The sequence below is a fragment of the Streptomyces sp. TRD_SC_5 genome (assembly GCF_056836825.1).
The window spans coordinates 5,977,745-6,002,623 of record NZ_JBWZZS010000001.1 but is presented as its reverse complement, the minus strand read 5'-3'; the positions used below and the strand labels follow the sequence as shown (position 1 = coordinate 6,002,623).

The window sequence follows — 24,879 nt, the reverse complement described above, 5'->3', positions numbered from 1 at the left end:
CCGACTGCCCCGCCGGGGCGGTCGGCGCGCCCGAACAGTCCACCGTTCAGGCGGGTGGTGCGCCCCAGGCCAGGGTGGTGCCGGTGTACGCGGGGACGGCGGGGGCATCGGCGTACGCGGTTGTCGCCGCCGAACGGCTGTAGTCGTTGGCCTCGTTGAAGTTCGACCAGTCCGACTTGCTCATCCGGAGCTGGATGTCACCGGTGTCCTTGCCCGCCGCGAGGGAGCCGCCGGCGAACGTCACCTCCAGGTAGGCGTCCGCGCCCGTGAGGGGCGTGGTCAGTGGGACGACCCTCAGTTTCACCTGCGCGCACCCGACCGCCGCGTAGTCGCACCACGCGCTGACGGAGGGCGCCCCGCCGTCCCGGGTGAAGTAGTAGCGAACCGACACCGTGCTCAGGTCGAGGGGGGTGGATCCGGTGTTGGCGACCTGGAGCCCCGGGCGGATGGCGTTGTCCGTGGCGGAGCTGTCATTGTTCTTGTACCGGACCTTCACCGCGCCCGACGGATCGCCGCCACCACCGTCTTGGGCCCGGGTCGTCACGCTCAACCCCGCTGACGACGCCGACACGTTGCCCGCCGCGTCCCGTGCCCGCACGGTGTAGCTGTACGCGGTCGAGGCAGCCAGGCCCGTGTCGGTGAACGACGTACCGGTCACGGGTGTGGCGTTCACCTTGGCCGTGCCCCGGTAGACGTCGTAACCGGTCACGCGCACGTTGTCCGTCGAAGCCGACCACGACAGGGACACGCTGTTCGCCGTCGTGGCGGTGGAGTTGAGCCCGGCCGGCACGGTGGGGGCGGTGGTGTCGGTCGGGTCGGGCTCCCCGCCTCCGTACACGTCGGTCAGGCTGATGCCCGTGGTGCTCCCGGTGCCACCGAGCGGGACCTCGTGGTCGAGGCTGACGAACTTGCCGCCGTGCTGCCACAGGGCTGGCTTCAGCAGGGCGTACTTCTGCTCGTCCCACGACTTCCAGTCACCGAGCAGCAGGCCGCCCGTGTCACCGGAGTTGGGGTTCATGCACCAGAAGGTCTGGTGCATGCGGTTCTCCACGATGAGATCGCGCAGCGCCTTCATCCACTTCTCGTTCGGTCCGCCGTCGAGGAAGCCGCCCCATTCGCCGATGAGGAGCGGCGACTTGTTCTCCTTGTGCAGGTAGAGCCAGTTGGGATCCCAGACGTCCCGTTCAAGGGTGGTGCGGTCCCAGGTGCCGGTGAACCAGGGCTGGGCGTACACGAGCGGTCCGTAGTCGTGCGGGGAGTACACGAGCTGGTCGCTGTTGGCGCCGAGGTCGACCGGGTGGTCGCGTACGCCGCGCAGGTTGCCGCCCCACCAGGTGGAGTGGTAGTCGGCCGGGGTGGTGGAGGTCCAGCTCACACCGGCCTTGGGGTACACCTCGATGCCTTCGCACAGCACCAGGACGTTCGGGTTGATGGCCAGGATCCGCTTGCCCGCGGTCTCACAGGCGTACTTGAAGTTGTCCTGGTCGGTGGAGCCGTCCCACTTGGCACGGGTGGGCTCGTTCGCCTTGCCGTGCGGCTCGTTCTTGATGTCCATGGCGACGAGGGTGTCGTCGGCCTTGTAGCGGGCTGTCACCCATTCCCACGCGGCGTAGAACTGCTCGGTCGTGATGGCGCCCTTCCACCACACCGGGTAGTTGTGACCGGAGTTGTCGGCTTCCGCGCTGTGCACATCGAGCATCACCTTGATGCCGTACTGCTCGCACAGGCTCAGCCAGTAGTCGAAGACCTCCAGTGAGGTCTTGCCGGCGATCTCGGGGTTGGCATGGTTGTTGACGCCGGACGGGACGGTCGCCTGGCCGTTCTTCCACTCCAGCAGGAGCTGCGTCGAGATCGGCACCCGGACCATGTTGATGCCGCGGTCGGCCATGGATTTGGTGATGCCGGTGATGTTGCCGGACCACAGTCCGTGGAAGACCCGCTCGGAGGCGTTGAAGCCGAACCAGTTGGCGCCGGTGAGCCAGACCTCGTCACCGTTCGCATCGACGATCTTGTTGCCCTTGGTGTGCAGCCAGTCGTCACTGGCCGCGGCGGCGCCGCTCGCGCCCTCTTCGACCACTGGGGCGGCCTGGGCCGTCGTTGCGCCCGCGAGGCCGCCCACCGATATGAGTCCTGCGGTGATGACCGCGGCAACCAGCGTTCGCAGACGCCGTGTTTCTCTTCGTAACCGCCTCATTGGATGCTGCCCTTCCGTCGGTGGAGGGTTCAACTTGGCCGAAACGCTCTTGGGAGCGCTCCCATCTCCATCGGCTGGGACTGTAGGGGCGTCCTGGTGCCGTGGCAAGGCCAGTTGCACGGTTTACTTGGGAGCGCTCCCGTGCCGTAACAGCGGCATGCACGGGTCCACCACCGTCGAGGACCGTCGACCCTCTGCGGAGCGACCACCGGTGATCATCTCGTGGTGTGAACAAGCGAAGATCAAGCGGTGGCCGCCTGCTGTACAGCGCAGACCCAGCGGTGAACCCGCTGCTCAGTAGTCGATGCGGTCGGATTTGGCCAGCCACGCGTCGAACGGCGCCGTACGGTTCGGCAGGTCCAGCCGCTCGACCGGCATCGGCCACATCGACGCGGGCTTCTTTTCGAACAGGTCGTAGAACTTGCGGTCGTCGAAACCGGCCACCGCGGCATCGTGCCGATCGGCGGCGTAGACGATCCGGTCGACTCGCGCCCACAGTGCGGAGGAAAGGCACATCGGACACGGCTCACACGAAGTGACCAGGACGCAGCCCTCGAGCGAGAAGGCGTCCAGTCGCTTGCAGGCGGCACGCATCGCGCTCACCTCGGCGTGCGCCACCGGGTCCAGGGTCGCGGTGACCTGGTTGTTCCCGATCGCGACAACCTCGCCATCCTTGGCGACCAGTGCGCCGAACGGACCGCCGCCGTTCGTCACGCTGTTGGTGGCCAATCTGATCGCCTCTTCCATCCAGACGCGCTCGAAATCCTGGATGCTGGTTTCCTGGGTGTTTGCGGTCACGGTCGCTCCTTCTTCGAAAACGGTAGGGAATCCCCGGATGCTCTCCCCCTGCGGGACACCGCGCCCGGGGCAACAAGTGGCGCCCCGCGGGTCATTGCGGCTCGACGCCGACAATGCGCTCCGGTGCGGCCGGGGTGTGGGTCATTTCGATGACATTCACCGCCATCGGTGGCATGTCCCGCCCCTGCGCGGAACCACCCGCCTTGCCGACGTCCTGCGCACAGTCCAACTGGCGTACGTCTGGGGGTGGTGGTAGTCCCGGGTCGTGACGGGAAGCCGAACTCGACCCCGCGTCAACGATGTTGGTGTCGCTCGAGTGGAAGTTTCCCCGCTCGCATCCAGCGCTTCCGCCCATGCGGCGGGTCGGAGTAAGTCCACGCCCCTCATCCCTTGCTTCGTTGCAACTTGTGTGAGGAGTACACAGCCAACCGAGCGGAATCGGTTAGGGGTGGAAGACATGAAAAGTCCGCAGGCTGAGACCGGCTCTTCGTAGACTTCTACAAGAGCCGGTCCCGAGTCGAACCATGCTGCCGGGTGCGGGAGTTGGCGCTGCCGGCGAGCGGCTTGCGTGCGTGCCGCGTCAGGGGGCGTCGACTTCTTACCAGTAGGCGGGGTACTTCGGTGCCGTGCGGCGGATGCGGGAGGCGGCGAATTCCGCCAGGACGAGGAGGACGGTGGCGCCGAGCAGGAGGGGGACGAACCGGGCGGGTGCGGGAGTCTGGAGCACGATGACGACGGCGGTGGCGCAGGCGGGTGAGTGCGGGGTACGCGCGGCCGTCATCAGGGCCAGCGTGACGCCGGCCGCCACGGCCGCTGCCCATGCGCTGCTGCCTGCGGCCGCGAGGACGCCGTAGCCGACGGCGGCGCCCAGGAGGTGGCCCATGACGACGCTGCGGGGCTGGGCCAGCGGGAGGGTGGGGGCGCTGTGCACGAGGGCCGCGCTGGCGGCGAGCGGCGGTATCAGTACCGGTTCGTGGATGACCGCGCCGATAGCGGCGAGGCCCAGCAGGATGGCTGTCGCGGCGCTCACGCTGTGGAAGGCGGCCGCAGGCGTGGGGCGCGCCGGAGCAGGACCCGCGGCCTTCCCCTTGCGTCGGCGGAGCGCCTCAGGGCCGGCGCGGGCGGGTTCGGGACGCAGGTCAGCGTCGATGCTCATGTGATGGCGTTTCCGGGGCAGGCGGCCGATGGCCGGACAGGGGCGGAGCGAGGGCGGGTGAGCTGCGCGGAGCACTGTGATCGACAGGTGGCTCGCCCTGGCGCACGTGTCGTGGTTCGGTCGGCGCAGTCTGACTGTATCTGTCGGGTATGCGGTGAATGGGCTCGGGGTCGGCTCTGCCGGCGACGTCGGACCGACCGGACCGACCGGACCGACCGCTTCGGTGCCTGCGCGGAAGGCAGAGGTGTGCCCCCGGCCTGTTGTGGCAGATCCCGTGGGCGAAGGGAAGACTCGAGGTACGGAAGCGGGTCCTGAGCGGAGAAGAGAGGGCGTTGAGCGTGCACGGACCGAGCCTGATCACCTTCGGCCACAGCACGGCGGAGCGTGAGCGTCTGGTCGAACTGCTGCAGGGTGCCGATGTGAAGTCGGTGGTCGATGTGCGCATCGGACCTGGCAGCCGCCGTAACCCCGATCTCGGCCGGGACCGCCTCGCGCGATGGATGCCCGAAGCTGGAATCGCCTACCGGTGGGAACAGGCTCTGGGCGGTTTCCGGAAGGCGCCGCCCGACTCGCCCGACGTCATCTGGCGCAACTCCTCGTTCCGGGGGTACGCCGCCCACACCCGGGATCCGATTTTCGTGGCCGCCATGGACCGGCTGCTCGAAGGAGCCTCCCGTTGCCGGACGGCGGTGATGTGCGGCGAGGCTCTCTGGTGGCGCTGCCACCGCCGGTTGATCGCCGATTTCGCCGCCGTGGCCCGCCATGTACCCGTACATCACCTGATGCACGACGGGCGGCTCGTTCCTCATCCACCCACGCCGGGGCTGCGCCTGCGCTCCGACGGTCTGCTGGTCTACGACGACACCACGGCGGCCGCGGAACCAGGTGTTCCCGACAGAAAGGACAGGCCATGCGCGCGGTAACCGTCCGGCCGATGCACTCGGGCTCGCTGGAATTGAGCGACGTATCCGATCCCGTGCCCGCCGAGGGCGAAATGCTCGTGGACGGCCTGGCGGTCGGCGTGTGCGGCACGGACAAGGAGATCGCCGCAGGTGAGTACGGGTGGGCCCCGCCGGGCCGGGACCGGCTCGTCCTGGGCCACGAGTCGCTGGGCCGGGTGCGCCGGGCACCAGGGAACAGCGGGTTCCAGACCGGTGACCTGGTGGTGGGGGTGGTACGCCGGCCCGACCCCGAGCCGTGTCCGGCGTGCGCGCACGGGGAGTTCGACATGTGCCGCAACGGCCGCTACACCGAGCGGGGCATCAAGGAACGCGACGGCTACGCCTCGCAGTCCTGGACCGTGGAATGTGACTATGCCGTCAAGCTCGACCCGAGGCTGGAACGCGTCGGAATGCTGATGGAACCCACCACCGTGGTCGCCAAGGCGTGGGAGCAGGTGGAGAGGGTCGGCGCGCGGGCCTGGTTCGAGCCGCAGCGCGTGCTGGTGACCGGCGCGGGTCCCATCGGGCTGCTGGCAGCGTTGCTCGGGACACAAAGAGGCCTGGACGTGCACGTGCTGGACCAGGTCACCAGCGGGCCCAAGCCGGCCCTCGTCGCCGACCTCGGGGCGAGTTACCACACCGACGGCGTCGACCAGGTGGTCGCCGGCGTCCGGCCCGACATCATCATCGAGGCCACCGGCGTCAGCCACCTGGTTTTCGAGGCCATCGCGGGAACCGCCGCCTACGGCATCGTCTGCCTGACAGGCGTCTCCCCCAGGGGCCGGCGGCTCACGATCGACGCCGGCAGCCTCAACCGCGAACTCGTACTGGAGAACGATGCGGTCGTGGGATCGGTGAACGCCAACCTGCGGCACTACGGGCTGGCCGCGGACGCGCTGGCCCGGGCCGATCACACCTGGCTGGAACGGATGATCAGCAGGCGGGTGCCGCTGGAACGCGCAGCCGAGGCGTTCACCGCGCAGGACGACGACATCAAGGTAGTCATCACCCTGGACGGGGAGGAGTAGGTGGCGCGCTTCTCAGCCGGCCTCGAACCACTGCGGCGGCCGAGGTGACTGCGTTAGAGTTCCAGATCCGTGTCGAAGGGGGCGTCTGTGGCCAAGGTCAACATCAGTCTCGATGCCGAGCTGGTGGTTGAAGTGATGGTTCTGGCCGGGGTCGGTTCGCCCCAGGACGCCATCGAGGCGGTGGTACGTGACTACATCGCCCGCGGCCATCGCACAGAAGCCCGCACCGAACTGAAAGACCAGAGTATGCGGAAAGTCGAGGCGAAACCGCAGGAGACCCAGGGCTGACCCCCGAGGGCGCGGTGCCACGCGAACTCGTCGGCCCGCGCGGGGCAGCACCGGGTCCGCACCGCGCGGGAGCACGTAGGCCGTTTCACTCCCGCTTCCTCGTCGGCTCCATCAGCTGGCGTTCCAGCGCTCTTTCCGTGCTGCTGAGCGGTATGTCGGGACGCAGTCGCTCCGGGTAGCCCGGGGGCGGCGGGTGCAAGGGGCGGCGGGGCTCGACGGGTGGGGGCATGGCGATGCCCAGCGACATCCAGCCCGCTGCGACCATGGCCCCGTAGAACCCCTTCAGCATTCGGTTCAGTGTCCTCATCGGCGCAGGGCGGGGGCCGGGTCCCGGCGCCCGGCAGCAGCGGTGGAGTCCTCGTCGCTCCACGTCCAGAGGCGGGCGAGGGCGTCCGGATCGAGGTCGTGGCCCTCGGTCCAGATACGGGCGGCCGCCGTCAGGACCGACTGGCGGTCGGCTTCACCGGTACCCCGGCGGGCCGGCAGCAGCGGAGCCGCCGCGCTCGCTCCGAGGCGGACCGCGCGGTGCCTGCGCGCGAAGGCGGTGAGCGTCTGGCGCGGCCCCGCCTCGATCAGCAGGACGTCCTCGATCGCGAGGAGTTCCTCCAACGCGGACCGGAAGTACACGGTGTCGGTGACCTGGCGGGCCCAGAAGCGCGGGCTGAGAGCCTCTTCGGCGCGCATGAGGGCGCCGGTGTAACCGGAGTAGAGGTTCAGTCGCGGCTCGGACAGCGGGATCCGGCTGTAGTCGCTCTCCAGGAGCTCGGAGGCGGGGGCCATCGCCGGGGAGTGGAACGGGCTGGTGGCAGGGACCGTGACCACGGTCAAGGCGTCCGCCCTGAGCCGGGCTTCGACGGCGGCCAGCGGAGCGGCCGAGCCGGCGAGCATGACCTGCTGGGCGGCGTTGACCGCCGCGATGGTGACCTCGTCGGTCAGGTACGGGCGTACCTGCTCCTCGCTCGCGCCGACGGCCAGCATGCCGCCCGCCGGGATCTTCACCGCCTCCCGCACGCGGGCGCTCACCATGGCGACCGCGTCGGGCAGGGAGACCACCCCGGCCAGGGTCGCCGCGACCAGTTCGCCGGCGCTGTGGCCGAGCAGCGCGACCGGACGCACGCCCCAGCTGAGGACGAGCCGGCCGAGTGCGTAGTCGATCGCGAACAGCAGCGGCTGGGCGCGGCGTACGTCGTCGATCGGGACCCGGGGCTCGCCGGTGGTCAGCCAGTCCTCGCGGATCAGGGGGCCCTCCTGGCCCATGTGGGAGAAGGCGGCGTCGACGGCCGCGGTGAAGACCGGCTCGCGGCGGTAGAGGCCGGCGGCCATGCCGGGATGCTGGGAGCCCTGGCCGGGGAAGAGCAGGGCAACGGGTCGCGGCCGGTCGGCGCGTACGGCCCTTGCCTTCCGTACGGCTCCGGCGGCGGGCACCGAGACGGCGACGGCGGCGCCCCGCACCGGGCCGGGGGCCGCGCCGCAGGGAAGGGCGGTGGGCAGAGCGGGGAACGCCTCACCGGGCAGTCCGTCGAGCAGTGAGCCCAGTTCGTCGCGGACGCGGACCTCGTCCTGGGGGTCCCGGCCCGACCAGAGCAGCAGCCGGTGGCGTTCGGGGTCGGTGACGCGGCGTCCGTGCTGGAGGGGACGCAGGGGCGGGATGTCGTCCTCGGTGCCGCCGGCCAGGTCGAGTACGCCGACTACGGCATCGGCGTCGGCGACGGCTTCGGCGGCCCGCTTGACCGCGTGGACCGTGATGGTCTGCGGGTCCGGCTCGCCGAACCCGGCGACGAGGGCGAAGTCGGTGGTGCCGTCGTGGAGTTCGCGGTGGGCGAGGCGCAGGGCGCGGCCGAGGCCCGGCACGGTGCGAACGGTGAATCCCTCGTGTTCGGGATTAAGTTCGGAGATGGCGGCGCCGATGTAGACGACGGTGCGCGCCGGGAGCTGTTCGAGCGGGCGGCCGAAGGCGCGCAGCACCGCCGAGACGCCCGCCGGGGATGCCGCGACCTGCTGCGACTGCGCGGCGCCGGGGCTGACGACCAGCCTTCGGACCACCGCGCTGGACGACGTGAGCGACATGGTTGCCTCCATGCGTTGTCGTGTGGGGGAGGTGGGGGATGGAAGGTGGGGGGCGGAAGGTGGGGGGCGGCCGCCCCGCCCACGGGGGATGTTGGGCGGGGCGACCGCGGCTGGAGCCGGCTCAGGCAGTCGCTTCCCGGCCGGAGTTGACGAGGGCGAGCAGCGCCCCCGGGGTCTCGGCGTCGACCACGGCGTCGTCCGGGATCTCGATGCCGTACTCGCGCTGGATCTGGCCGATGACCTGGAGCAGGGCCAGCGAGTCGTAACCGAGGTCCATGAACGGGGTGTCGATGACGTCGCCGTCCAGGTCGACGCCCTCCTCCTCGCCCGCGCTCTCGCGCAGCATGCGGGTCAGGTCGGTCAGGGTGACGATGGTGTGGGTGCTCGTGGTACTCGTGGTGGTCATGGTGGGGCGTCCTCTCGGTCGAACCTGTTGATTTGCGGTGCTTTCGGGGGGCGATTAGGGGTCAGACGCGGCGTACGACCAGGGCGGCGTTGAAGCCGCCGTGACCGCGGGCGAGCACGAGCGCGGTGCGCAGGTCGGCCCCGCGGGCCTCGGTGACCAGGTCGAGGTGGTGTCCGGGTGCCGGTTCGCCGACGTTGACGGTGGGCGGGATCACGCCGTCGCGCAGTGCGAGCAACGCGTTCGCCACGTCCAGTGCCGCTCCCCCGGCGAGCAGGCGTCCCGTCATCGTCTTGGGCGCGGTGACGGGGACGCCGCGGGGGCCGAAGACGGCGGCCAGCGCCTCGGCCTCGGCCCGGTCGTGCTCGGCGACTCCCGCCGCGTCGGCGAAGACGACGTCGATGCCGGCGGCCGTGACGCCGGCGTCGGCCAGGGCGTTCTCCATGGCCCTGCGCAGACCGGGCGGCCGGCCGGAGCCCGGGGCCGGGTCGAGCGTCGCCGCGTAGCCGGCGATCTCGCCGTAGATCCGGGCCGCGCCTCGGTCGCGGGCCGATTCGGCGTCCTCGACGAGCAGGATCGCACCGCCCTCGCCCGGCACGTAACCACCCGCCTCGGAGGAGAACGGCAGGTAGGCGCGGTCAGGGTCGTTCTCCGTGCTCATCAGCCCGGAGGCGATCTGCGGCACCCAGCCCCAGGGGCAGATGGCCGCGTCCACGCCACCGGAGATCACGGCGGGAAATCCCTTGCGGACATGGCGGCGGGCCTGCCCGATCGCGTCGATGCCGCCGGCCTGTTCGGTGAGCAGCACCCCGCTGGGCCCGCGCAGCTTGTGCCGGATGGAGATCTGGCCGGTGTTGACGGCGTAGAACCAGGCGAACGACTGGTACGCGCTGACGTACTCCTTGCCCTGGCTCCAGAGGTTCTGCAGCTCGCGCTGGCCGAATTCGACGGCCCCTCCGGAGGCCGAGGTGACCACGCCGATGCCGTACTCCGGGAGTTCGTCGGTGTCGATACCGGCGTCGGCCAGGGCCCAGTCCGCGGCAGTCAGCGCGAGGCGCGTCATGTGGTCGGTCTGCGGCATGAGCCGGCTCGGGATGTGCTCCTCGGCGACGTAGTCGGACACCTCGCCGGCGATCCGCGACGGGTACTGAGTGGCGTCGAAGCGGGTGACCGGGCCGAGCCCGGACTCACCGGCCACGGTGGCCTTCCAGTACTTCTCGGTGCCCAGGCCGTTGGGCGCGACCACACCCAGGCCGGTCACCACGGCGGTCCTGCTCATACGACGCTCCTTTCCGGACGGGCCAGCACCATGGCGCTCTGGAAGCCGCCGAAGCCGCTGCCGACGCTGAGGACCACGTCGGGCCTGGCCTCACGGGCCGTCAGCGGGATGTAGTCGAGGTCGAGTTCGGGGTCCGGCTCGTGCAGGTTGGCGGTGGGCGGCAGTACGCCGTGCTCCATCGCCAGGGCGCAGGCCGCGATCTCCAGGGAGCCGATGGCTCCGAGGGAGTGACCGATCATTGATTTGATGGAGCTGATGGGCGTGCGGTACGCGTGGTCGCCGAGGCTGCGCTTGAAGGCGCCGGTCTCATGGCGGTCGTTCATCTTCGTGCCGGAGCCATGGGCGTTGATGTAGCCGATGGTGTCGCCGGCGAGCCGGGCCTCGGCGAGTGCGACGTCGATCGCCTCGGACATCTCGCGCCCGTCCGGCTTGAGGCCGGTCATGTGGAAGGCGTTGCAGCGGGAGGCGAAGCCCGCGATCTCCGCGTAGATGTGCGCGCCCCGGCGGCGGGCGCTCTCCAGCTCCTCCAGGACGAGGATCGCCGCGCCCTCGCCGAGCACCAGCCCGCTGCGGGTGCGGTCGAAGGGCCGGCACGCGCTTTCCGGTGTGTCGTTGCGCGGGGTGGTGGCGTGGATGGCGTCGAAGCAGGCCGAGGTGATCGGCGAGATCGGCGCCTCGGTGGCGCCCGCGATCATGACGTCGGCGGTGCCCTCGCGGATGAGCTCCACCGCGTGGCCCAGCGAGTCGAGGCCGGAGGTGCAGCCGGTGGAGACGACCGCAGCGGGGCCTTCCGCCCCGGCCGCGTACCCGACCTCGGCGGCCATCGAGCTGGGCACGAAGTGCCGGTACAGCTCGGGGACCGCGTACTCGTGGTCGACGTTCCACTTGCGTCCGCCGTCGCTGACGACGACGTACTCCCGCTCCAGGCTTGTGGTGCAGCCGACCGCACTGCCGAGCGAGGTGCCGATGCGTCCGGGATCGAGCACCGAGGTGTCGAGCCCGCTGTCGGCGAGAGCCTCGCGGGTGGAGACCACCGCGAACTGCGCGGCGCGGTCGAGCCGGCGGATCTCCTGGTGGGAGAGACCCGCGGCCCGCGGGTCGAAATCGCACTCGGCGGCGACCTGGGAGCGGAACGGTGAGGGGTCGTAGAAGCTGATCCTGCGTGTGGCGGTGCGGCCCGCCGTGAGCAGGTCCCAGTACTCCTTGACACCGACCCCGCCCGGCGCCACGACGCCCAGGCCGGTGATGGCGACTCTGCGCATGGGCTACCTGGCCTTCGACGGGGCCGGGTGCGTCGCAGCGCACCAGCCGGATGGAACTGTGGGGGTCACTGTCGATCCCTTCGTCCGTGACGCTCCTGAATCGATGCGACGGCCGGGGCGGTTCAGGGTCGGATCCTCCCCGCCCCGGCCGGCCGGGTACCGGGCCGGCGGCTCGCTCATGGCGTGCCCCCGTTCTCCGGTGCAGCCATGGAACGTGTGTGCTCTCGACCGTGGCTCGCGTGAGCGTGGAACTGCCGAAAGGCCCACTACGTCGGCACATTTCCATGCTTGCGCGCGGGCACTTCGGCCCGTTTCGTCCGCAGTACCGCCAAGGAACGGATGAGCAGACTCCGGGTTTCGCCGGGGTCGATGACATCGTCGACGAGTCCGCGTTCGGCCGCGTAGTACGGGTGCATGAGCTCGGAGCGGTACTCGTCGATGCGCGCGGCGCGGACCGCTTCCGGGTCATCGGAGGCCGCGATCTCGCGGCGGAAGATGACATTGGCCGCGCCCTCGGCGCCCATCACGGCGATCTCGTTGGTGGGCCAGGCGAAGGACAGGTCCGCGCCGATCGAGCGCGAGTCCATGACGATGTACGCGCCGCCGTAGGCCTTGCGCAGGACGAGGGAGATCCGGGGCACGGTGGCGTTGCAGTACGCGTACAGCAGCTTGGCGCCGTGCCGGATGATGCCGTTGTGCTCCTGGTCGACGCCGGGCAGGAATCCGGGGACGTCGACGAGGGTGACGAGCGGGATGTTGAAGGAGTCGCAGGTGGAGACGAACCGGGCGGCCTTCTCCGAGGCGTTGATGTCGAGGACGCCGGCCAGCGAGGCGGGCTGGTTGGCGACGATGCCCACCGGGTGCCCGTCGAGCCGGGCCAGCGCGCACACCACGTTCGGCGCCCAGGACTCGTGCACTTCGAGGTACTCGCCGTCGTCGGCGAACTCCTCGATGACCGCGCGAATGTCGTACGAGCGGCCGGAGTCGGCCGGCACGAGGTCGGTCAGCGCGTCGGTGCGCCGGTCCGCCGGGTCGTCGCAGCGCACGGCGGGCGGCAGCTCACGGTTGTTCGCGGGCAGCAGAGCGAGGAGGAACCGTACGTCCTCAAGGCAGGATTCCTCGTCGTCGTGGACGAAGTGGCTCACGCCGGAGGTGGTGGCGTGGACGTCGGCACCGCCGAGCCCGTTGTGGGTGATCTTCTCCCCGGTGACGGCCTGGACCACGTCCGGTCCTGTGATGAACATCTGCGCCGTGTCGCGGACCATGAAGACGAAGTCGGTGAGGGCGGGCGAGTAGGCCGCGCCGCCCGCGCACGGGCCGAGCATGACGCTGATCTGCGGGATCACACCGGAGGCAGCGACATTGCGGCGGAAGATCCCGCCGTACCCGGCGAGCGCGGTGACTCCCTCCTGGATACGGGCGCCCGCACCGTCGTTGAGGCTGACCAGCGGGGCGCCCGCCGCTTCGGCGAGGTCCATGATCTTGTGCACCTTGGCGGCGTGGGCCTCGCCGAGCGCTCCGGCGAAGACACGGAAGTCGTGCGCGTACGCGAAGACGGTTCGGCCGTGGACGAGGCCCCAGCCGATCACGACACCGTCGCCGTGCGGCTTGCGGTCTTCCAGGCCGAAGCCGGTGGCGCGGTGGCGGCGCAGTGGCTCGATCTCCGTGAACGTCCCCTCGTCGAAGAGGAGTTCCAGGCGTTCCTGGGCGGTGAGCTTGCCCTTCTCGTGCTGCCGCCGGGTAGCGGCGGGATCAGGTCCGCGACTCACCTCTTCCTTGAGGCGGCGCAGTTCGTCGGTGGCCCGTCGCAGGTCGGGGGCGGCGGCGCTGACCGTGATCTCGTCAAGGATCGTCATTGACCGAACGTAGGAACGCCTCCTCGAAACGCGGTGGAGGAGGCGCGAGCCGGCCCGGGTCCGGATGCGGACCCGGGCGGGATCGGGGCCGTGGCCGTCAGCCGGTCGCCGGCACCTGCAGGTCGAGCGCCGGGTCGGCGGAGAGCACGGCCTGGTGCAACTGCTGCAGCCGGGGCGACGGTTCGAGGCCCAGCTCGTCTATCAGGGTGGTGCGCAGGCGCTGGTACGACTCCAGGGCCCGCCAGGAGCTGTTCGAGCGGTGCAGGGCGGTCATCAGATGCGCGCAGAAGTTCTCGTGCATCGGGTGCTTGGCGACCAGGACCCGCAGCTCGGGCACGATCTCGGTGTGCCTGCCCAGGTGGAGGTTGGCGTCGATGCGTCGCTCCAGCGCGGCCATCCGGGCCTCCTCGAGGCCCAGCACCTCCAGCTCCAGCACGCTGCCGACGCGGACGTCGACCAGTGCGGGGCCGCGCCACATGTCCAGGGACCTGCCCAGCAGTTCGGATGCGGCCCGGTAGTCACCGGCCTCATGCGCGTCACGCCCGGAGGAGGCGAGGCGGGCGAACTCCTGGGCGTCCACCCGGCCCGGCTGGACCTGGAGCAGGTAACCGCCGTGCTGGGTGACGAGGACGTCCTTGGCCCGCTGGTGCGGATGGTCGTCGAGTGCGGCGGTGATCTTCCGTCGGAGCTGGAGGATGTAGGTCTGGAGTGTGGTCGCCGCACTGCGCGGGATGTTCTCGCCCCAGATCTCCTCCATCAGCGTCGGCACGGTGACGACCCGGTCCGCCTGCAGTGCGAGGAGCGCGAGGATCTGGCGCGGCTTACCCGCCGTGGGTACCACGGAAATTCCCTGCTCGACGACGGCAAGCGGCCCCAGTACGTTGATTTCCATCGTTCGTTCCCCTCTGCCTCGGTTCACCGTCACTCGGACGACGCCGGCTTTCGGCCCGGAGCGTTCCACGAGCTTTGCACCCGGGGGCGTCCCGGCCCCAGTGCGGCGATCACGAAGGCGGACGTGAAAATGTCATGGTGGTTTGGTGAACCCGACACTGGGCCGCGATAAGACTCGCAACGCAGAATCCTGACCCACAGGGCGACGAAGACATCTCGTCCGACGGCGCAGGAGGCGAAAGCTCATGATCGGCTCGACCACCATCGATTCCGGTACGACCATGGACGCTCAGGCGGACCACCGCCTGGCCCTGCTCACCGCTCGCACCGGTCTCGAACCGGAGCTGGCACAGCGGTACACCAACGACCCGTTGCAGGTGCTCGCCGAGTTCGGCCTGGCCACCGAGCCGGTCTATCTGGAGGACCCCGCCGGCCGGCTGCCGGGCCTGCTCCTCGAGGACTTCGACGGCCCCGGCGGCGCCGTCGCCTCGTTCTGCAACTTCACCCACGGGCCGTCCCCCGTCGCCTCGTTCTGCAACTTCACCCACGGACCGATCCCGGAGCGCTCGTGACGGTCACCGATCTGGTGCCCGCCGGGCTTCCGGTCGGGTTCAAGCGGCACCTGCGGGTCGAGGCGGTGGCCGGTGAAGCGGTGTACCTGCTGTCGGAGCGCGGCACCACCGTGCTGTGGGGCCAGCAGGTCCAGGCGCTGGCGCCGCTGCTGGACGGAACGCGGACGCTGGCGGCGGTGATCGCCGAGGCGGCGGCCGCGCTGTCGGCGGCGGACGCCGGCCGGGTGATCGCCGAGCTCGCGCGGGCCGATCTCGTCGGCTACCGGGATCCGGAAGCGGATTCGGCCGCCGAGGCGTACTGGGAGCTGGCCGGTGTCAGCGGTCCCAGTGTCGCGTCGGCGGTCCGCTCGACTCCCGTGCATGTGGTGCCGCTCGGGCGGACGGACGGCCAGGCGGCCCGCGCGGAGTGCGTGGCCGCCGGGCTGGCGCTCGCCCCGTCCGCCGGGAGCGCCGCGTTCGGCCTGGTGCTGTGCGACGACTACCTCGATCACGAACTGGCCGAGGTCGACGCCCGGTTCCGGGCCGCGGGCCTGCCGTGGCTGCTGGCTCGGCCGGGTGGCCCGGAGGTGTGGGTGGGGCCGGTGTTCGGCTCCCCCGGCGGCCCCTGCTGGTCGTGTCTGGCGCAGCGGCTGCGCGGCCACCGGTCGTCGCAGGCACCGGTCCGGCATGCCCTCGGGCTGCCCGGCCCGGTGCCGCTGCCGGAGGCGACGCTGACGGCCGTACGGATGATGGGGCTGCATGCGACGGTGCTGGAGACCCAGAAGTGGGCGGCCGGGATGCGGTACGCGGGGCAGGGCGCCGTGTGCACGCTGGACACCCGCACGCTGAGTACGAGCCATCACCCGGTGGCGAAGCGCCCGCAGTGCGCCGTGTGCGGGGACGCGGGGCTGGTCGCCGCGCGGGTGCGGCGCCCGGTGGTGCCGGTGTCCCGGCCGAAGGCGAGTGGGAGCGGCAGCAACCACCGTGCGCTGTCGGCCTCGGAGGTACTGAACCGCTACCGGCATCTGGTCGATCCGGTCACCGGCATCGTGTCGGGTCTGCGCCCGGCGCCGGGTACGCCCGACGGGCTCAACCGGTGGGTGTCGGGCCGGAATCTGGCGTGGCGCGGCCGTGGGGCCGAGGGGCTGCGCGGACACAGTGGAGGCAAGGGGGTCACCCCTCAGGAGGCAGAGGCAGGCGCGCTGTGCGAGGCGGTGGAGCGCTACTGCGGTACGCGTCAGGGCGACGAGCCCGTCGTGCGCGACTCGTTCACGGGACTCGGCGAGGAAGCGGTGCACCCCGGCACCGTCCAGCTCTTCGCCGACCGGCAGTACCGCGAGCGTGAGCGCTGGAACGCCACCCACACGTCCATGCACACGGTCCCGCCTCGTTTCGACGAGGGTGCGCGGCGCGAGTGGACCCCGGTGTGGTCGCTCACCGCGCAGCGGCAGCGGCTGCTCCCCACCTCGATGCTGTACTTCGGTCCCGGCGCGGACGGCGCCGAGCGGACACCGTGGGCCGACTCCAACGGCAACGCGGCCGGCTCCAGCCTGGAGGACGCCGTCGTACAGGGCTTCCTCGAGCTGGTGGAGCGCGACGCGGTGGCGCTGTGGTGGTACAACCGGCTGCGGCGTCCGGCGGTCGACCTCGACGCCTTCGACGAACCGTGGCTCGCGCGGACCCGTACCGCCTACGAGAAGGTGGGCCGTTCGCTGTGGGTTCTCGACCTCACCGCGGATTTCCCCATTCCGGTAATGGCCGCCGTGTCGCGCCGGACCGACGGCTCGGAGCAGCGCGTCTCCTTCGGATTCGGGGCGCATTTCGACCCCCGGCTGGCGCTGCGGCGGGCGGTCACCGAGATGTGCCAGCTTCTGCCCCCGGACGTACCGCCGGGCCAGTCGCTGCGAGGAAAGGCCGGGCTGCCGCGGGAATTGCAGGATTGGTGGTGTACAAAGACCGTCGAAAACCAGCCGTATTTACTTCCGGACCCCGTCGAGACCCCCCGAAGACCCGCGAGTTACCCCTACATCCCACGCGCGGACCTGCGGGCGGACGTCGAGGCGGCCGAGGCGATGGTACGTGCGCGGGGCATGGAATTACTGGTGCTCGACCAGACGCGGCCGGATGTGGGGCTGCCCGTGGTCAAGGTCCTGGTTCCCGGATTGCGGCACTTCTGGGCGCGATTCGGTTCCGGTCGGCTCTTCGACGTACCTGTGCGGCTGGGGTGGTGTGATCAGGCCACCGCGTACGAGGAGTTGAACCCCGTCTGTCTGTTCGTCTGAAATCAGAACTATCGCGGTTTCCGGTGGTCTCTCCCGAGTTTTGATCACTAGGCTACGTCAGAAGCCACAGTCCTTTCGAGGAGACCACGATGCCGGATCGGACCGACCTGCCCGCTCCCCGACTGGCGCGCGGTATCACCGTCCTCGCTCTGCTGTGCTACGCGGTGGTCACCATTTTGAACGTGCTGCGCTGGGGCGGTGCCAGTACGACGCGCCTCGCCGTCAGCATCGGTCTCGTCCTGGTCCTCTTCGGCGTGCAGTTCGCGGTCTCCGCGCCCTCCGCGCGTTCCTGGAGCATGCGGCGCAAGCTCGGTGTCCTCGCTTTTCAGACGCTGCTGACCTATCTGCCCCTGTTCTGGTTCGGACTGTCCTGGGGCAGCATGGAGGGCCCGCTGGCCGCCTCGGTGCTGCTGACCTTCAGCCCCAGGGTCGCCTGGCCGGTCTTCGCCGCCGTGATCGTCAGCATCCCGGCGTACGCGACGGTGCTGGGACAGCCCGTCGCCCAGGCGGGTTACCTCCTGATCGCGGGAATGCTCTGCGGAATCGTCATCTACGGCCTGAGCCGCCTCACCGACCTCGTCCACGAAGTGCACCGGACGCGCGAGGAACTGGCCAGGATGGCCGTCGGGCAGGAGCGTCTGAGGTTCGCCCGCGACCTGCACGACCTGCTGGGCTACAGCCTGTCCGCCATCGCCCTGAAGGGAGAACTGATCCAGCGGCTGATCGCCGCGCGCCCCGACCAGGCGCGCGTCGAGACGGCCGAGCTGCTCGGGGTGGCCCGCCAGGCCCTCGCCGACGTACGCCTGGTGTCCAACGGCTACCGGAACATGTCGCTGCGCGAGGAGGCCACTTCGGCGGTCGAGATCCTGGCCGCCGCCGACATCCAGGCCGAGGTGAACATCGACTGCGGCCGGCTGCACCCGGTCACCGACACCGTACTGGCCACGGCTCTTCGCGAAGGTGTGACCAACATTCTGCGGCACAGTAAGGTGCAGAGGTGCAGCATCTCCGCCACCGTTGACGAGGAAACGGTCCTGCTCAGCCTGGTCAACGACGGGGTCCACGAGGGGAAGGGCCCGTCGCCCGGGCGGCTGCCGAGCAGCGGACTGGACAACCTCCGAGAGCGGTTCACGGAGATCGGCGGCCGCCTCACGGCCGGGCTACGGGAAAACGGGAGGTTCCACCTCGAGGTGTACGCGCCCACACGGCCGAGGACCGCGGACGACGAGTCACGCGACACCGATCCTCGTCCCGGCGCGAAGGTTGCCGCCTGACCGTCACGACCTGAAACAGCACGGGGGGACCGATGCTATGCGTGAAGATTCTGCTCGCCGAGGACATGCACATGATCCGGGGCGCGCTCGTCGCACTGCTGGAGCTGGAACCGGATCTGGAGGTCGTCGCCTCCGTGGACCGGGGGGACATGATTGTGAAGGCCGCGCTGGAATCGCGGCCGGACGTGGCCGTCATCGACATCGACCTGCCCGGCACGGACGGCCTTACCGCTGCCGCTGACCTGCACGAACAGCTTCCGTCCTGTCGCACGCTCATCCTCACCAGCCTGGGCCGCCCGGGCACCTTGAGACGGGCGCTGTCCGCCCATGTCACCGGCTTTCTCCTGAAGGACTCACCGCCTCAGCAACTCGCCGAAGCGGTACGCTCGGTGGCTGCCGGCCGACGGGTCGTCGACCCGCAACTGGCCCTCAGTGCCTGGGACTCGCCGGAGAACCCGCTCTCCCCCAGAGAACTGGAGGTGCTACGGCTCGCCGCCCGGGGTGCCGACGCCGCCGAGATCGCCGGCTGCCTGTTCCTGTCCAAGGGCACCGTCCGCAACTACCTCAGTGCCATCGTCAGCAAGCTCGGCGCCCGCAACCGCATCGACGCGATCCGGATAGCCGAGGAAGCCGGCTGGATCCCGTGATCCCGCCTCCGGCCGCCCCAGCAGCGTCTCGAACAGGCCCTCGTCCAGCATCGTCGCCACGGACAGATCCGCCAGGTCTCCGAAGCCGGTGTCATGGACGGCCGCACTGACCACGTACCGTTCGCCGACCCCGAAGGTGTCGAACGTCCAGTCGTCGCCGGCGACCGGCGTGCCGTCGGGCCGTACCAGCCGCGTGGCCTCCCCGCCGAGCTCGAAGCCGAACTCGGTGAACCGGAACCGCAGGCCCTGGCCGAGCGCCTTGCTGTAGGCCTCCTTGAGGGTCCACAACCGCACCATGGTGTCGTTGCGCGCCTGCTCGCCGCCCGCGTCGAGCAGGGCGCTTTCGTACGGTGTGCAGGCCTGCGACTCCGAACCCGTGCCCGCCAGCCGTCGGTCGGCCCGCTCCACGTCGACACCGATCCTGCCCCGGCGGGTGACGGCGACGACCATCATCTCCTCGGTGTGGCTGAGGCTGACGTCGATCTGGTCGCAGCCACGGACATAGGGGCGTCCGCCAGGCTGGTAGGACAGATCGACCAGGTCCGGTGTGGTGTCCAGCACCGCGGCCGCCGTGTACCGCAGGAACAGCCGGGAGGCGACGAACCGGTCCCGCGACCCCGGCCGGGCCAGACTCTCGTAACGGACCCAGTCACGGCCCAGCAGGCGGCGCACCGTGTCCGCCGCTCCCGCCTCCCCGCGCGGGAGCCACCCGGGCATCGTCCCGTACACCAGAACGCTTCCCTTGGCGGCGAGTTCGTCCCTGACCGGATCCCACGCTCCCGCGGGACCGAGGGCAGGCAACGGCCGGCCGATGCGGGCGGCCACTCAGGCTCCAGCCGGTGCGGAGGCCAGCGGCCCCGCGTTCAGCGCGGAGATCACTCCGGCCAGGTCCACGGCATCACTGTCGGGCCGGGGGCACACGGAGACGCACGGCGGGCTGCCCATCCGCCGCAGATACGGAGTGAGCACCGGGCGCGGACCGATCTCGACGATGTGTGTGGGGGTCTGCTGCGCGAGCATGTCGCGGGCCGCGTCGGCGAACCTGATGGGCGAGGTGAGCTGCCGGGTCCAGTACGGGGCGTACAGCGGCTCCGTGGTGAGCGCTCCGCGCACGGTCGAGTAGAACGGGATCCGGGCGGCCCGGCCCGGCACCCGGCGGGCCACCGCCTCGAACTTGGGCACCATGGGTTCCATGAGCGGCGAGTTGAAGGCGTGCGCCACCGGAAGGCGCCGCCACCTGATGCCCCGGGCCTCCAGGCCGCCCTCGATCTGCTCGAGACCTGCGACCTCACCGGTCAGCACGGTCGCCCGGGCGGCGTTGACCGCGCCGATGCCCACGCGCGGCTTGTCCGCAACCAGTTCGGCGGCCTCGTGCGGGGAGACACAGGCCGCGGTCATGCCGCCGCCGGGCGGCAGGAGCTGCATGAAGGCGCCGCGCATCGCGATCAGCCTGGCCGCGTCGGCCGGACCGAGCGCCCCGGCCACGGCCGCCGCGGCGAACTCCCCGATGCCATGGCCCAGTACGGCGACCGGGACCACGCCCGAGCCCTCCAGGGTACGGGCGAGCGCGTACTCCACGGCGTACAGAGCGGGCTGGGCCAGCGCCGTCCCCTGGATGCGCGGGTCCTCGCTGAGGATCAGGTCGACGACCGACATTCCCAGGTACGGGAGCAACTCGGCGGCCACCTCGTCGAGATGACCGCGGTAGCTCGGGGAGTCGAGGTACAGCCGCGATGTCATCCCGGTGTGCCGGAAGCCCTGTCCGGTGAAGACGAAGGCCGCCCGCACCCCGGCGTCGGCCCGGCGCAGGTCGCGGGAGGCCATGTGCCGGGCCAGCGCGCGGACCGTGGAGTACTCCCAGATGTCGGAGAGGTCGATGATCGGCCCGAACTCCTCCTCGATGGAGCCGTAGAGGCTCAGCGCGGCCACCGAGTCGAGCGTGTACTCGGACAGCGGCACCGAGTCCTCCACCGGGCGGCCGAGGTACCGGCTGAGGTGATCCAGCAGCCATTCACGGTGGGCGGCACCGTGACGGTCGGATTCATGTGCGGACATGCGGCTCGCTCCTTGGGGCGGGGGCGGGCATCCCGTTCAGACCAGCGGGGACGCGTACAGGTCATAGCTGCGCCGGCCGTGCAGCCGGGCGAGGACTTCGGCGAGGACCCGCTGCTCGGCGGCGAACGGCCGGTCCGGCAGCGCGAGACCGAGGCGGCGGCACAGCCGGTAGAGCGCGGCGGACGGCCAGGCGGTGTCGGCGAGGAACCGGTCGCCCGCGTCGCCGGCCGCCTGCTGTTCCCGCCACACCCCCAGGCAGGCCGCGGCCGCCAGCACGAGCGTGTAGCGGTCGGCGAGGCCGAGGCTGTGCGGGCTGCCCAGCGCCCTGCGGTCGTCCTGCCGTACTTCGGCGAACGCCTTGCGCAGATCGTTGAGTTCGATCGCGAGAGCGCGGGTGAGGAAGCGAAGCACCCCCGTGTCGCCTCCCCTGAGCGGCAGCTGCGCCGCTTCGAACAGGTCGGTGCTGGCCACCAGCGTGGCCGCGAGCGGATCGGCGTCGCCGAGCAGCGCGGGCTGGGCCAGGTCGAGCGGCGGCAGGCCCTCGTGCGGCCGGAACAGCGCGGCCGGGGCCTCCGGGTCGGCGAACCAGGCGTGCTGGGCGAAGAAGGGCAGCTGGGGCAGGATGCTGACCTGGCGTCCCGCGCTGCCCGCGTGGCCGAGCGAGGTGACCGGCAGATCCCGCAGCTGCTTCTGGAACATCGCGTAGGCGCCGTCCTCCGCGAAGGTCGCCTCGCCGAGGACGGCGGACATCTCGTCCATGGCCTCCGCCGTCAGCTTGGGCGCGAGATAGGCGGCGACCGCCGCGTACACGCTCATCTGCTTGGGCAGCAGATGCAGCGCCCGGGTCGCGACGAGAGCCAGGCAGTCGATGAGCAGCAGGTCGAGGAAGGCGCCGGTCAGGACGCCCTGGACATGCCGCACGTCCAGCGACGAACGGCCGTCGGACCTGCGCCGGGCCGCGAACGCCGCCACGGTGCGCAGCGCGGTGTCGGCGCCCGCCAGGACGATCGACGGAATCAGGCCGCGGATGACCAGCGAGGAGCGGAGCGACAGTTCGTAGCCGTCGCCCTCGGCGCCGACGAGCGCGGTCGGCGGGACCGGGCAACCGTCGATGCCCAGCCCGCCGAACTCGGCGCCGCGCATACCGTTGGTGACGCGCCGGCCCAGGTCGACGACGCGGTCCGCGGGCAGTGCGGCGCGGTCCAGGAGCAGCACGCTGTGGCCGCGGGCGAGCCCGGACGCGCCGGTCCGGGCGAAGACGACCAGGCCGCGGGCGCGGGAGGCGTTGGCGATGCCGGTCTTGCTGCCGTCGAGCAGCAGAGCACCGTCGGGTCCTGGTCGCGCGGTGAACTCGTCCCGTACGAAGTCGTTGCCGTGGGCCACTCCGTGGCGTGCGACGGCGATCCGGTCGCCGCCGAGGAGCAGCCGGGCCGCCAGCTCCCGCTGGTCGCGGTCCCCGGCCGTCCACACCGGGACGGCGGCGAAGAAGCAGTTGAGACCGTATCCGAAGCCGAGGGAGGCGTCGCGGCGGAAGACCGGGCGCAGTACGCGGCCGAGTTCGTCCATGCGCTCCAGCCGGCCGCCGAGACCGGCGGGCACGAACTCCTTGTTGAGCCCGTACGTGTCGAGCACCGCCTCGGCGGCGGGTGGCAGCAGGCCCGCCGCGTCGGCCGCGACGAAGGCGGCGCCGCCGAGCGGATGGGCGGGGTCGTCGAGCGGTCCGAAGGAACGCTCCAGCGCGTCGATGCGCTCCTGTACGTCGGTCATGCGCCTGCTCCCGACACCATGAGCTGCTCCACCTCATGGTCGACGCGCTGGTGCAGCGGGCTGAGTTCGCCGCGCAGGAACATGCGGCGCATCGCGGCGCGTTCGACCTTTCCGCTGGTGGTCCGGCGTACGGTGCCGGGCCGGACGAAGAGCAGCGCGCTGGTGCGTACCTCGTACTCCTCGCCGATACGGGTCTCCACGGTCGCGGCGAGCGAGCCGAGATCGATGTCGTAGTGGCTGTGGGCCCGCAGTTCCTGGACGACGACGACGCGTTCCCGCTCGCCGGGGACGGCGAAGACGGTGGCCGGGCCGAACAGGGCGCTGACCTGCTGGGCGGTGCGTTCGAGGTCCTGCGGGTACAGGTTGCGGCCGGCGATCACCATCATGTCCGTGATCCGGCCGGTGACATGGAGCTGTCCGTCGTCGTCGAGCATGCCGAGGTCGCCGGTGCGCAGATAGCCGCTGCGGCCGGCGAGCCGGGCGTCGAAGACCGCGGCGGTCTCGGCGGGCCGGCGCCAGTAGCCGTGGGCCACGCTGTCGCCGCGTACCCATATCTCGCCGATCCGGCCGGCGGCTCGTTCCGTGCCGGTCTGCGGGTCGACGATCCGTACCTCCGCCGAAGCGGGCGACCCGCAGGGGACGGTCCGGCCGGGGCCGGACTCGGTGCGGTCCGGGTGCGGGGGGTCCGCCGGGTGCGGAGCGGGCCGGCCGCCGGAGACGAGCAGCGTCGCCTCCGCGAGCCCGTAGGCCGGAGTGAGTGCCTCGGGTCGCAGACCGGCCGCCGCAAAGCGTTCGGCGAAGGCGCGCAGGGTGGCGGGGTGCACCGGCTCGCCGCCGTTGACGGCGGTGCGCCAGCCGGTCAGGTCGAGCTTGGCGAGCTGGGAGTCGTTGATCCGGCGCAGGCACAGCTCGTACGCGAAGTCGGGTGCTCCGCTGACCGTGAGCCCGTAGCGGGAGATGGTGTCGAGCCAGTGGAACGGCTTCTTGACGAAGGTCTGCGGCGAGAGCATGACCGTGGTCGCGCCCAGCCACAGGGGGTGCAGGAGCTGGCCGACGAGTCCCATGTCGTGGTGGAGCGGCAGCCAGCCGCCGAACCGGGATCCGGGGCCGGTGCCGAGGGCCCGGCGGATGGCCTCCAGGTTGGCGACCAGGTTGCCGTGCGTCACCATCACGCCGCGGGGTTCGCGGGTGGAGCCGGAGGTGTACTGGAGGTACGCGACGTCGTCAGGTCCCGGCGCGGCGTCCGTCGCGCTGTCCGGCACGGCGTCGTCCGGCACGTTGTCCGCGAGGAGGCAGGTGACCGCCGGGTAGCCCGTGCGGGCCAGCAGCTGGGAGGTCTCCGCGGCGTGGGCCCTCTCGGTGAGCACGCAGCTCGCGGCGGCGTCCTTGATGATGCCCGCGACGCGTTCGTCGTGGTGGCCGCGGTGGCCCGGTGGCGGCACGGGTACGGCGACGAGCCGGGCGTGCAGGCAGGCCAGGAAGGACGCGGCGAACAGCCGGTGCGAGGTCTGCAGGACGAGCACGCGGTCGCCGGGCGAGGTGTGGGCCCGCAACCTGGCGGCGAGCTCACGCACCAGTGCGCCGAGATCGGCGTAGGTGACACTCTCGGGGCGCAGCTGCCCGTCGTGTTCCTCGAGCAGGACGAGGGCGTCCCGTTCGGGAAACTCGGCGGCGGCGGCGTGGAACGACTCCATGAAGCTCGGCCGGCTGTTCACAGCGTCCCCCTCCGCTCGCGCGCGGACCACGACGCCGGGACCGGTCCGCCGGTGCCCCGGACTCTCCAGTCGGCGTACACGGCCGGTCCCGGCTCCTGCGGGGCCGTGGCCCCTTGGCGCAGGAGCGCCAGCAGCACGGTGGTCACGGCAGCGAGTTCCGTCGCGTCCGGTTCGCCCCGCAGCACGGTTATTCCTGTCTCTTCTGCCATGGAGGAAGAGTGCGCCGGGTCGCTCGAGAGGACCTCGCGGGTGACACGGACAGGAGCCGAGGACGCGTCGTCCCCGGCTCCTGTCCGTGCGGAGCGGTCAGCCGATCACTCGTTCGTAGGCGAGGTGCCGGCTTCGTTCGGTGGTGACCTCGGCGAGCCCGGACAGGTCGCCGAGCGCTCCCCGGTAGGCGTCGGAGGCGAGCGCGCGCTCGCAGT

Annotated in this window: 21 protein-coding genes and 1 pseudogene; 7 read left to right on the top strand and 15 right to left on the bottom strand. The window is 70.9% G+C overall.

All coding sequences use genetic code 11. From position 1 onward, the window contains the following. Positions 1-46 precede the first annotated feature (46 nt). The 3 genes from AC1P0E_RS27515 to AC1P0E_RS27505 all read right to left on the bottom strand — a co-directional run bounded on the left by AC1P0E_RS27515 (position 47) and on the right by AC1P0E_RS27505 (position 4,148). Entirely contained in the window at positions 47-2,119 is a 2,073-nt protein-coding gene (locus AC1P0E_RS27515; RefSeq protein WP_482744798.1) for a cellulase family glycosylhydrolase, read from the bottom strand. A gap of 369 nt (positions 2,120-2,488) precedes the next feature. Next, positions 2,489-2,992 carry a nucleoside deaminase gene (locus AC1P0E_RS27510; protein WP_482744797.1) on the bottom strand — a complete coding sequence of 168 codons (504 nt, stop codon included), beginning with the start codon at positions 2,990-2,992 and terminating at the stop codon, positions 2,489-2,491. 598 nt (positions 2,993-3,590) lie between these two features. Then, the gene (locus AC1P0E_RS27505; RefSeq protein WP_482744796.1) at positions 3,591-4,148 is read right to left on the bottom strand and encodes an HPP family protein; all 558 of its coding nucleotides are present in this window, start codon (positions 4,146-4,148) and stop codon (positions 3,591-3,593) included. A 332-nt stretch (positions 4,149-4,480) separates the two neighbouring features. On the opposite strand from AC1P0E_RS27505, the gene AC1P0E_RS27500 reads away from it, so the two are divergent. The 3 genes from AC1P0E_RS27500 (at position 4,481) to AC1P0E_RS27490 (ending at position 6,405) form a co-directional block, all read left to right on the top strand. Next, on the top strand, positions 4,481-5,071 hold the full coding sequence (locus AC1P0E_RS27500) for a DUF488 domain-containing protein (RefSeq protein WP_482744795.1): 591 nt from the start codon (positions 4,481-4,483) through the stop codon (positions 5,069-5,071). Next, positions 5,059-6,117, top strand: a complete 1,059-nt coding sequence (locus AC1P0E_RS27495; RefSeq protein ID WP_482744794.1) for a glucose 1-dehydrogenase — start codon at positions 5,059-5,061, stop codon at positions 6,115-6,117. Before AC1P0E_RS27500 ends, AC1P0E_RS27495 begins: the two co-directional genes overlap by 13 nt. Before the next feature lie 87 nt (positions 6,118-6,204). Then, a complete protein-coding gene (locus AC1P0E_RS27490; RefSeq protein ID WP_482744793.1) occupies positions 6,205-6,405 on the top strand; it encodes a type II toxin-antitoxin system VapB family antitoxin in 201 nt (66 codons plus the stop codon). Between the two features lie 85 nt (positions 6,406-6,490). Here the strand turns inward: AC1P0E_RS27490 and AC1P0E_RS27485 are convergent, their stop codons facing one another. From AC1P0E_RS27485 to AC1P0E_RS27455, 7 genes are all read right to left on the bottom strand, one after another. Further along, entirely contained in the window at positions 6,491-6,694 is a 204-nt protein-coding gene (locus AC1P0E_RS27485) for a DUF6059 family protein (protein ID WP_482744792.1), read from the bottom strand. Between the two features lie 14 nt (positions 6,695-6,708). Next, a complete protein-coding gene (locus tag AC1P0E_RS27480; RefSeq protein ID WP_482744791.1) occupies positions 6,709-8,472 on the bottom strand; it encodes an acyltransferase domain-containing protein in 1,764 nt (587 codons plus the stop codon). A 121-nt stretch (positions 8,473-8,593) separates the two neighbouring features. After that, positions 8,594-8,878 carry an acyl carrier protein gene (locus AC1P0E_RS27475; RefSeq protein WP_482744790.1) on the bottom strand — a complete coding sequence of 95 codons (285 nt, stop codon included), beginning with the start codon at positions 8,876-8,878 and terminating at the stop codon, positions 8,594-8,596. A gap of 61 nt (positions 8,879-8,939) precedes the next feature. Further along, positions 8,940-10,154 carry a ketosynthase chain-length factor gene (locus tag AC1P0E_RS27470; protein ID WP_482744789.1) on the bottom strand — a complete coding sequence of 405 codons (1,215 nt, stop codon included), beginning with the start codon at positions 10,152-10,154 and terminating at the stop codon, positions 8,940-8,942. After that, on the bottom strand, positions 10,151-11,416 hold the full coding sequence (locus tag AC1P0E_RS27465) for a beta-ketoacyl-[acyl-carrier-protein] synthase family protein (protein ID WP_482744788.1): 1,266 nt from the start codon (positions 11,414-11,416) through the stop codon (positions 10,151-10,153). The genes AC1P0E_RS27470 and AC1P0E_RS27465 overlap by 4 nt, the downstream gene beginning before the upstream one ends. 266 nt (positions 11,417-11,682) lie before the next feature. Further along, positions 11,683-13,272 carry an acyl-CoA carboxylase subunit beta gene (locus AC1P0E_RS27460; protein ID WP_482744787.1) on the bottom strand — a complete coding sequence of 530 codons (1,590 nt, stop codon included), beginning with the start codon at positions 13,270-13,272 and terminating at the stop codon, positions 11,683-11,685. A gap of 97 nt (positions 13,273-13,369) precedes the next feature. Then, positions 13,370-14,164: an AfsR/SARP family transcriptional regulator gene (locus AC1P0E_RS27455; protein WP_482744786.1), complete on the bottom strand. Its 795-nt coding sequence runs from the start codon at positions 14,162-14,164 to the stop codon at positions 13,370-13,372. A gap of 244 nt (positions 14,165-14,408) precedes the next feature. Between AC1P0E_RS27455 and AC1P0E_RS27450 the strand changes: the two genes are divergently transcribed. From AC1P0E_RS27450 to AC1P0E_RS27435, 4 genes are all read left to right on the top strand, one after another. Then, the gene (locus AC1P0E_RS27450) at positions 14,409-14,735 is read left to right on the top strand and encodes a hypothetical protein (RefSeq protein WP_482744785.1); all 327 of its coding nucleotides are present in this window, start codon (positions 14,409-14,411) and stop codon (positions 14,733-14,735) included. Further along, positions 14,732-16,996, top strand: a complete 2,265-nt coding sequence (locus AC1P0E_RS27445; RefSeq protein ID WP_482744784.1) for a TOMM precursor leader peptide-binding protein — start codon at positions 14,732-14,734, stop codon at positions 16,994-16,996. The genes AC1P0E_RS27450 and AC1P0E_RS27445 overlap by 4 nt, the downstream gene beginning before the upstream one ends. Positions 16,997-17,085: 89 nt before the next feature. Further along, positions 17,086-18,270 (top strand): sensor histidine kinase, encoded by a 1,185-nt coding sequence (locus AC1P0E_RS27440; protein ID WP_482744783.1) that lies wholly within the window; start codon positions 17,086-17,088, stop codon positions 18,268-18,270. Between the two features lie 32 nt (positions 18,271-18,302). Then, the gene (locus tag AC1P0E_RS27435) at positions 18,303-18,917 is read left to right on the top strand and encodes a response regulator transcription factor (protein WP_482744782.1); all 615 of its coding nucleotides are present in this window, start codon (positions 18,303-18,305) and stop codon (positions 18,915-18,917) included. Positions 18,918-19,070: 153 nt separating this feature from the next. Here AC1P0E_RS27435 and AC1P0E_RS27430 read toward each other — a convergent pair. From AC1P0E_RS27430 to AC1P0E_RS27410, 5 genes and pseudogenes are all read right to left on the bottom strand, one after another. Beyond that, positions 19,071-19,367, bottom strand: a pseudogene (locus tag AC1P0E_RS27430) (4'-phosphopantetheinyl transferase family protein); the annotation flags it as partial. Between the two features lie 375 nt (positions 19,368-19,742). Then, entirely contained in the window at positions 19,743-20,972 is a 1,230-nt protein-coding gene (locus AC1P0E_RS27425; protein WP_482744781.1) for an acyltransferase domain-containing protein, read from the bottom strand. A 36-nt stretch (positions 20,973-21,008) separates the two neighbouring features. Next, positions 21,009-22,739 (bottom strand): acyl-CoA dehydrogenase family protein, encoded by a 1,731-nt coding sequence (locus tag AC1P0E_RS27420; protein ID WP_482744780.1) that lies wholly within the window; start codon positions 22,737-22,739, stop codon positions 21,009-21,011. Next, entirely contained in the window at positions 22,736-24,454 is a 1,719-nt protein-coding gene (locus AC1P0E_RS27415; protein WP_482744779.1) for a fatty acyl-AMP ligase, read from the bottom strand. Before AC1P0E_RS27415 ends, AC1P0E_RS27420 begins: the two co-directional genes overlap by 4 nt. After that, positions 24,451-24,663 (bottom strand): acyl-CoA carboxylase subunit epsilon, encoded by a 213-nt coding sequence (locus AC1P0E_RS27410; RefSeq protein WP_482744778.1) that lies wholly within the window; start codon positions 24,661-24,663, stop codon positions 24,451-24,453. The genes AC1P0E_RS27415 and AC1P0E_RS27410 overlap by 4 nt, the downstream gene beginning before the upstream one ends. Between the last annotated feature and the right edge of the window lie 216 nt (positions 24,664-24,879).

Coding starts and splice junctions, on each gene's coding strand:
- AC1P0E_RS27505 (WP_482744796.1), bottom strand. CDS start 4,148: ATGAGCATCGACGCTGACCTGCGTCCCGAACCCGCCCGCGCCGGCCCT.
- AC1P0E_RS27495 (WP_482744794.1), top strand. CDS start 5,059: ATGCGCGCGGTAACCGTCCGGCCGATGCACTCGGGCTCGCTGGAATTG.
- AC1P0E_RS27485 (WP_482744792.1), bottom strand. CDS start 6,694: ATGCTGAAGGGGTTCTACGGGGCCATGGTCGCAGCGGGCTGGATGTCG.
- AC1P0E_RS27480 (WP_482744791.1), bottom strand. CDS start 8,472: ATGTCGCTCACGTCGTCCAGCGCGGTGGTCCGAAGGCTGGTCGTCAGC.
- AC1P0E_RS27475 (WP_482744790.1), bottom strand. CDS start 8,878: ATGACCACCACGAGTACCACGAGCACCCACACCATCGTCACCCTGACC.
- AC1P0E_RS27470 (WP_482744789.1), bottom strand. CDS start 10,154: ATGAGCAGGACCGCCGTGGTGACCGGCCTGGGTGTGGTCGCGCCCAAC.
- AC1P0E_RS27465 (WP_482744788.1), bottom strand. CDS start 11,416: ATGCGCAGAGTCGCCATCACCGGCCTGGGCGTCGTGGCGCCGGGCGGG.
- AC1P0E_RS27460 (WP_482744787.1), bottom strand. CDS start 13,272: ATGACGATCCTTGACGAGATCACGGTCAGCGCCGCCGCCCCCGACCTG.
- AC1P0E_RS27455 (WP_482744786.1), bottom strand. CDS start 14,164: ATGGAAATCAACGTACTGGGGCCGCTTGCCGTCGTCGAGCAGGGAATT.
- AC1P0E_RS27450 (WP_482744785.1), top strand. CDS start 14,409: ATGATCGGCTCGACCACCATCGATTCCGGTACGACCATGGACGCTCAG.
- AC1P0E_RS27440 (WP_482744783.1), top strand. CDS start 17,086: ATGCCGGATCGGACCGACCTGCCCGCTCCCCGACTGGCGCGCGGTATC.
- AC1P0E_RS27435 (WP_482744782.1), top strand. CDS start 18,303: ATGCTATGCGTGAAGATTCTGCTCGCCGAGGACATGCACATGATCCGG.
- AC1P0E_RS27425 (WP_482744781.1), bottom strand. CDS start 20,972: ATGTCCGCACATGAATCCGACCGTCACGGTGCCGCCCACCGTGAATGG.
- AC1P0E_RS27420 (WP_482744780.1), bottom strand. CDS start 22,739: ATGACCGACGTACAGGAGCGCATCGACGCGCTGGAGCGTTCCTTCGGA.
- AC1P0E_RS27410 (WP_482744778.1), bottom strand. CDS start 24,663: ATGGCAGAAGAGACAGGAATAACCGTGCTGCGGGGCGAACCGGACGCG.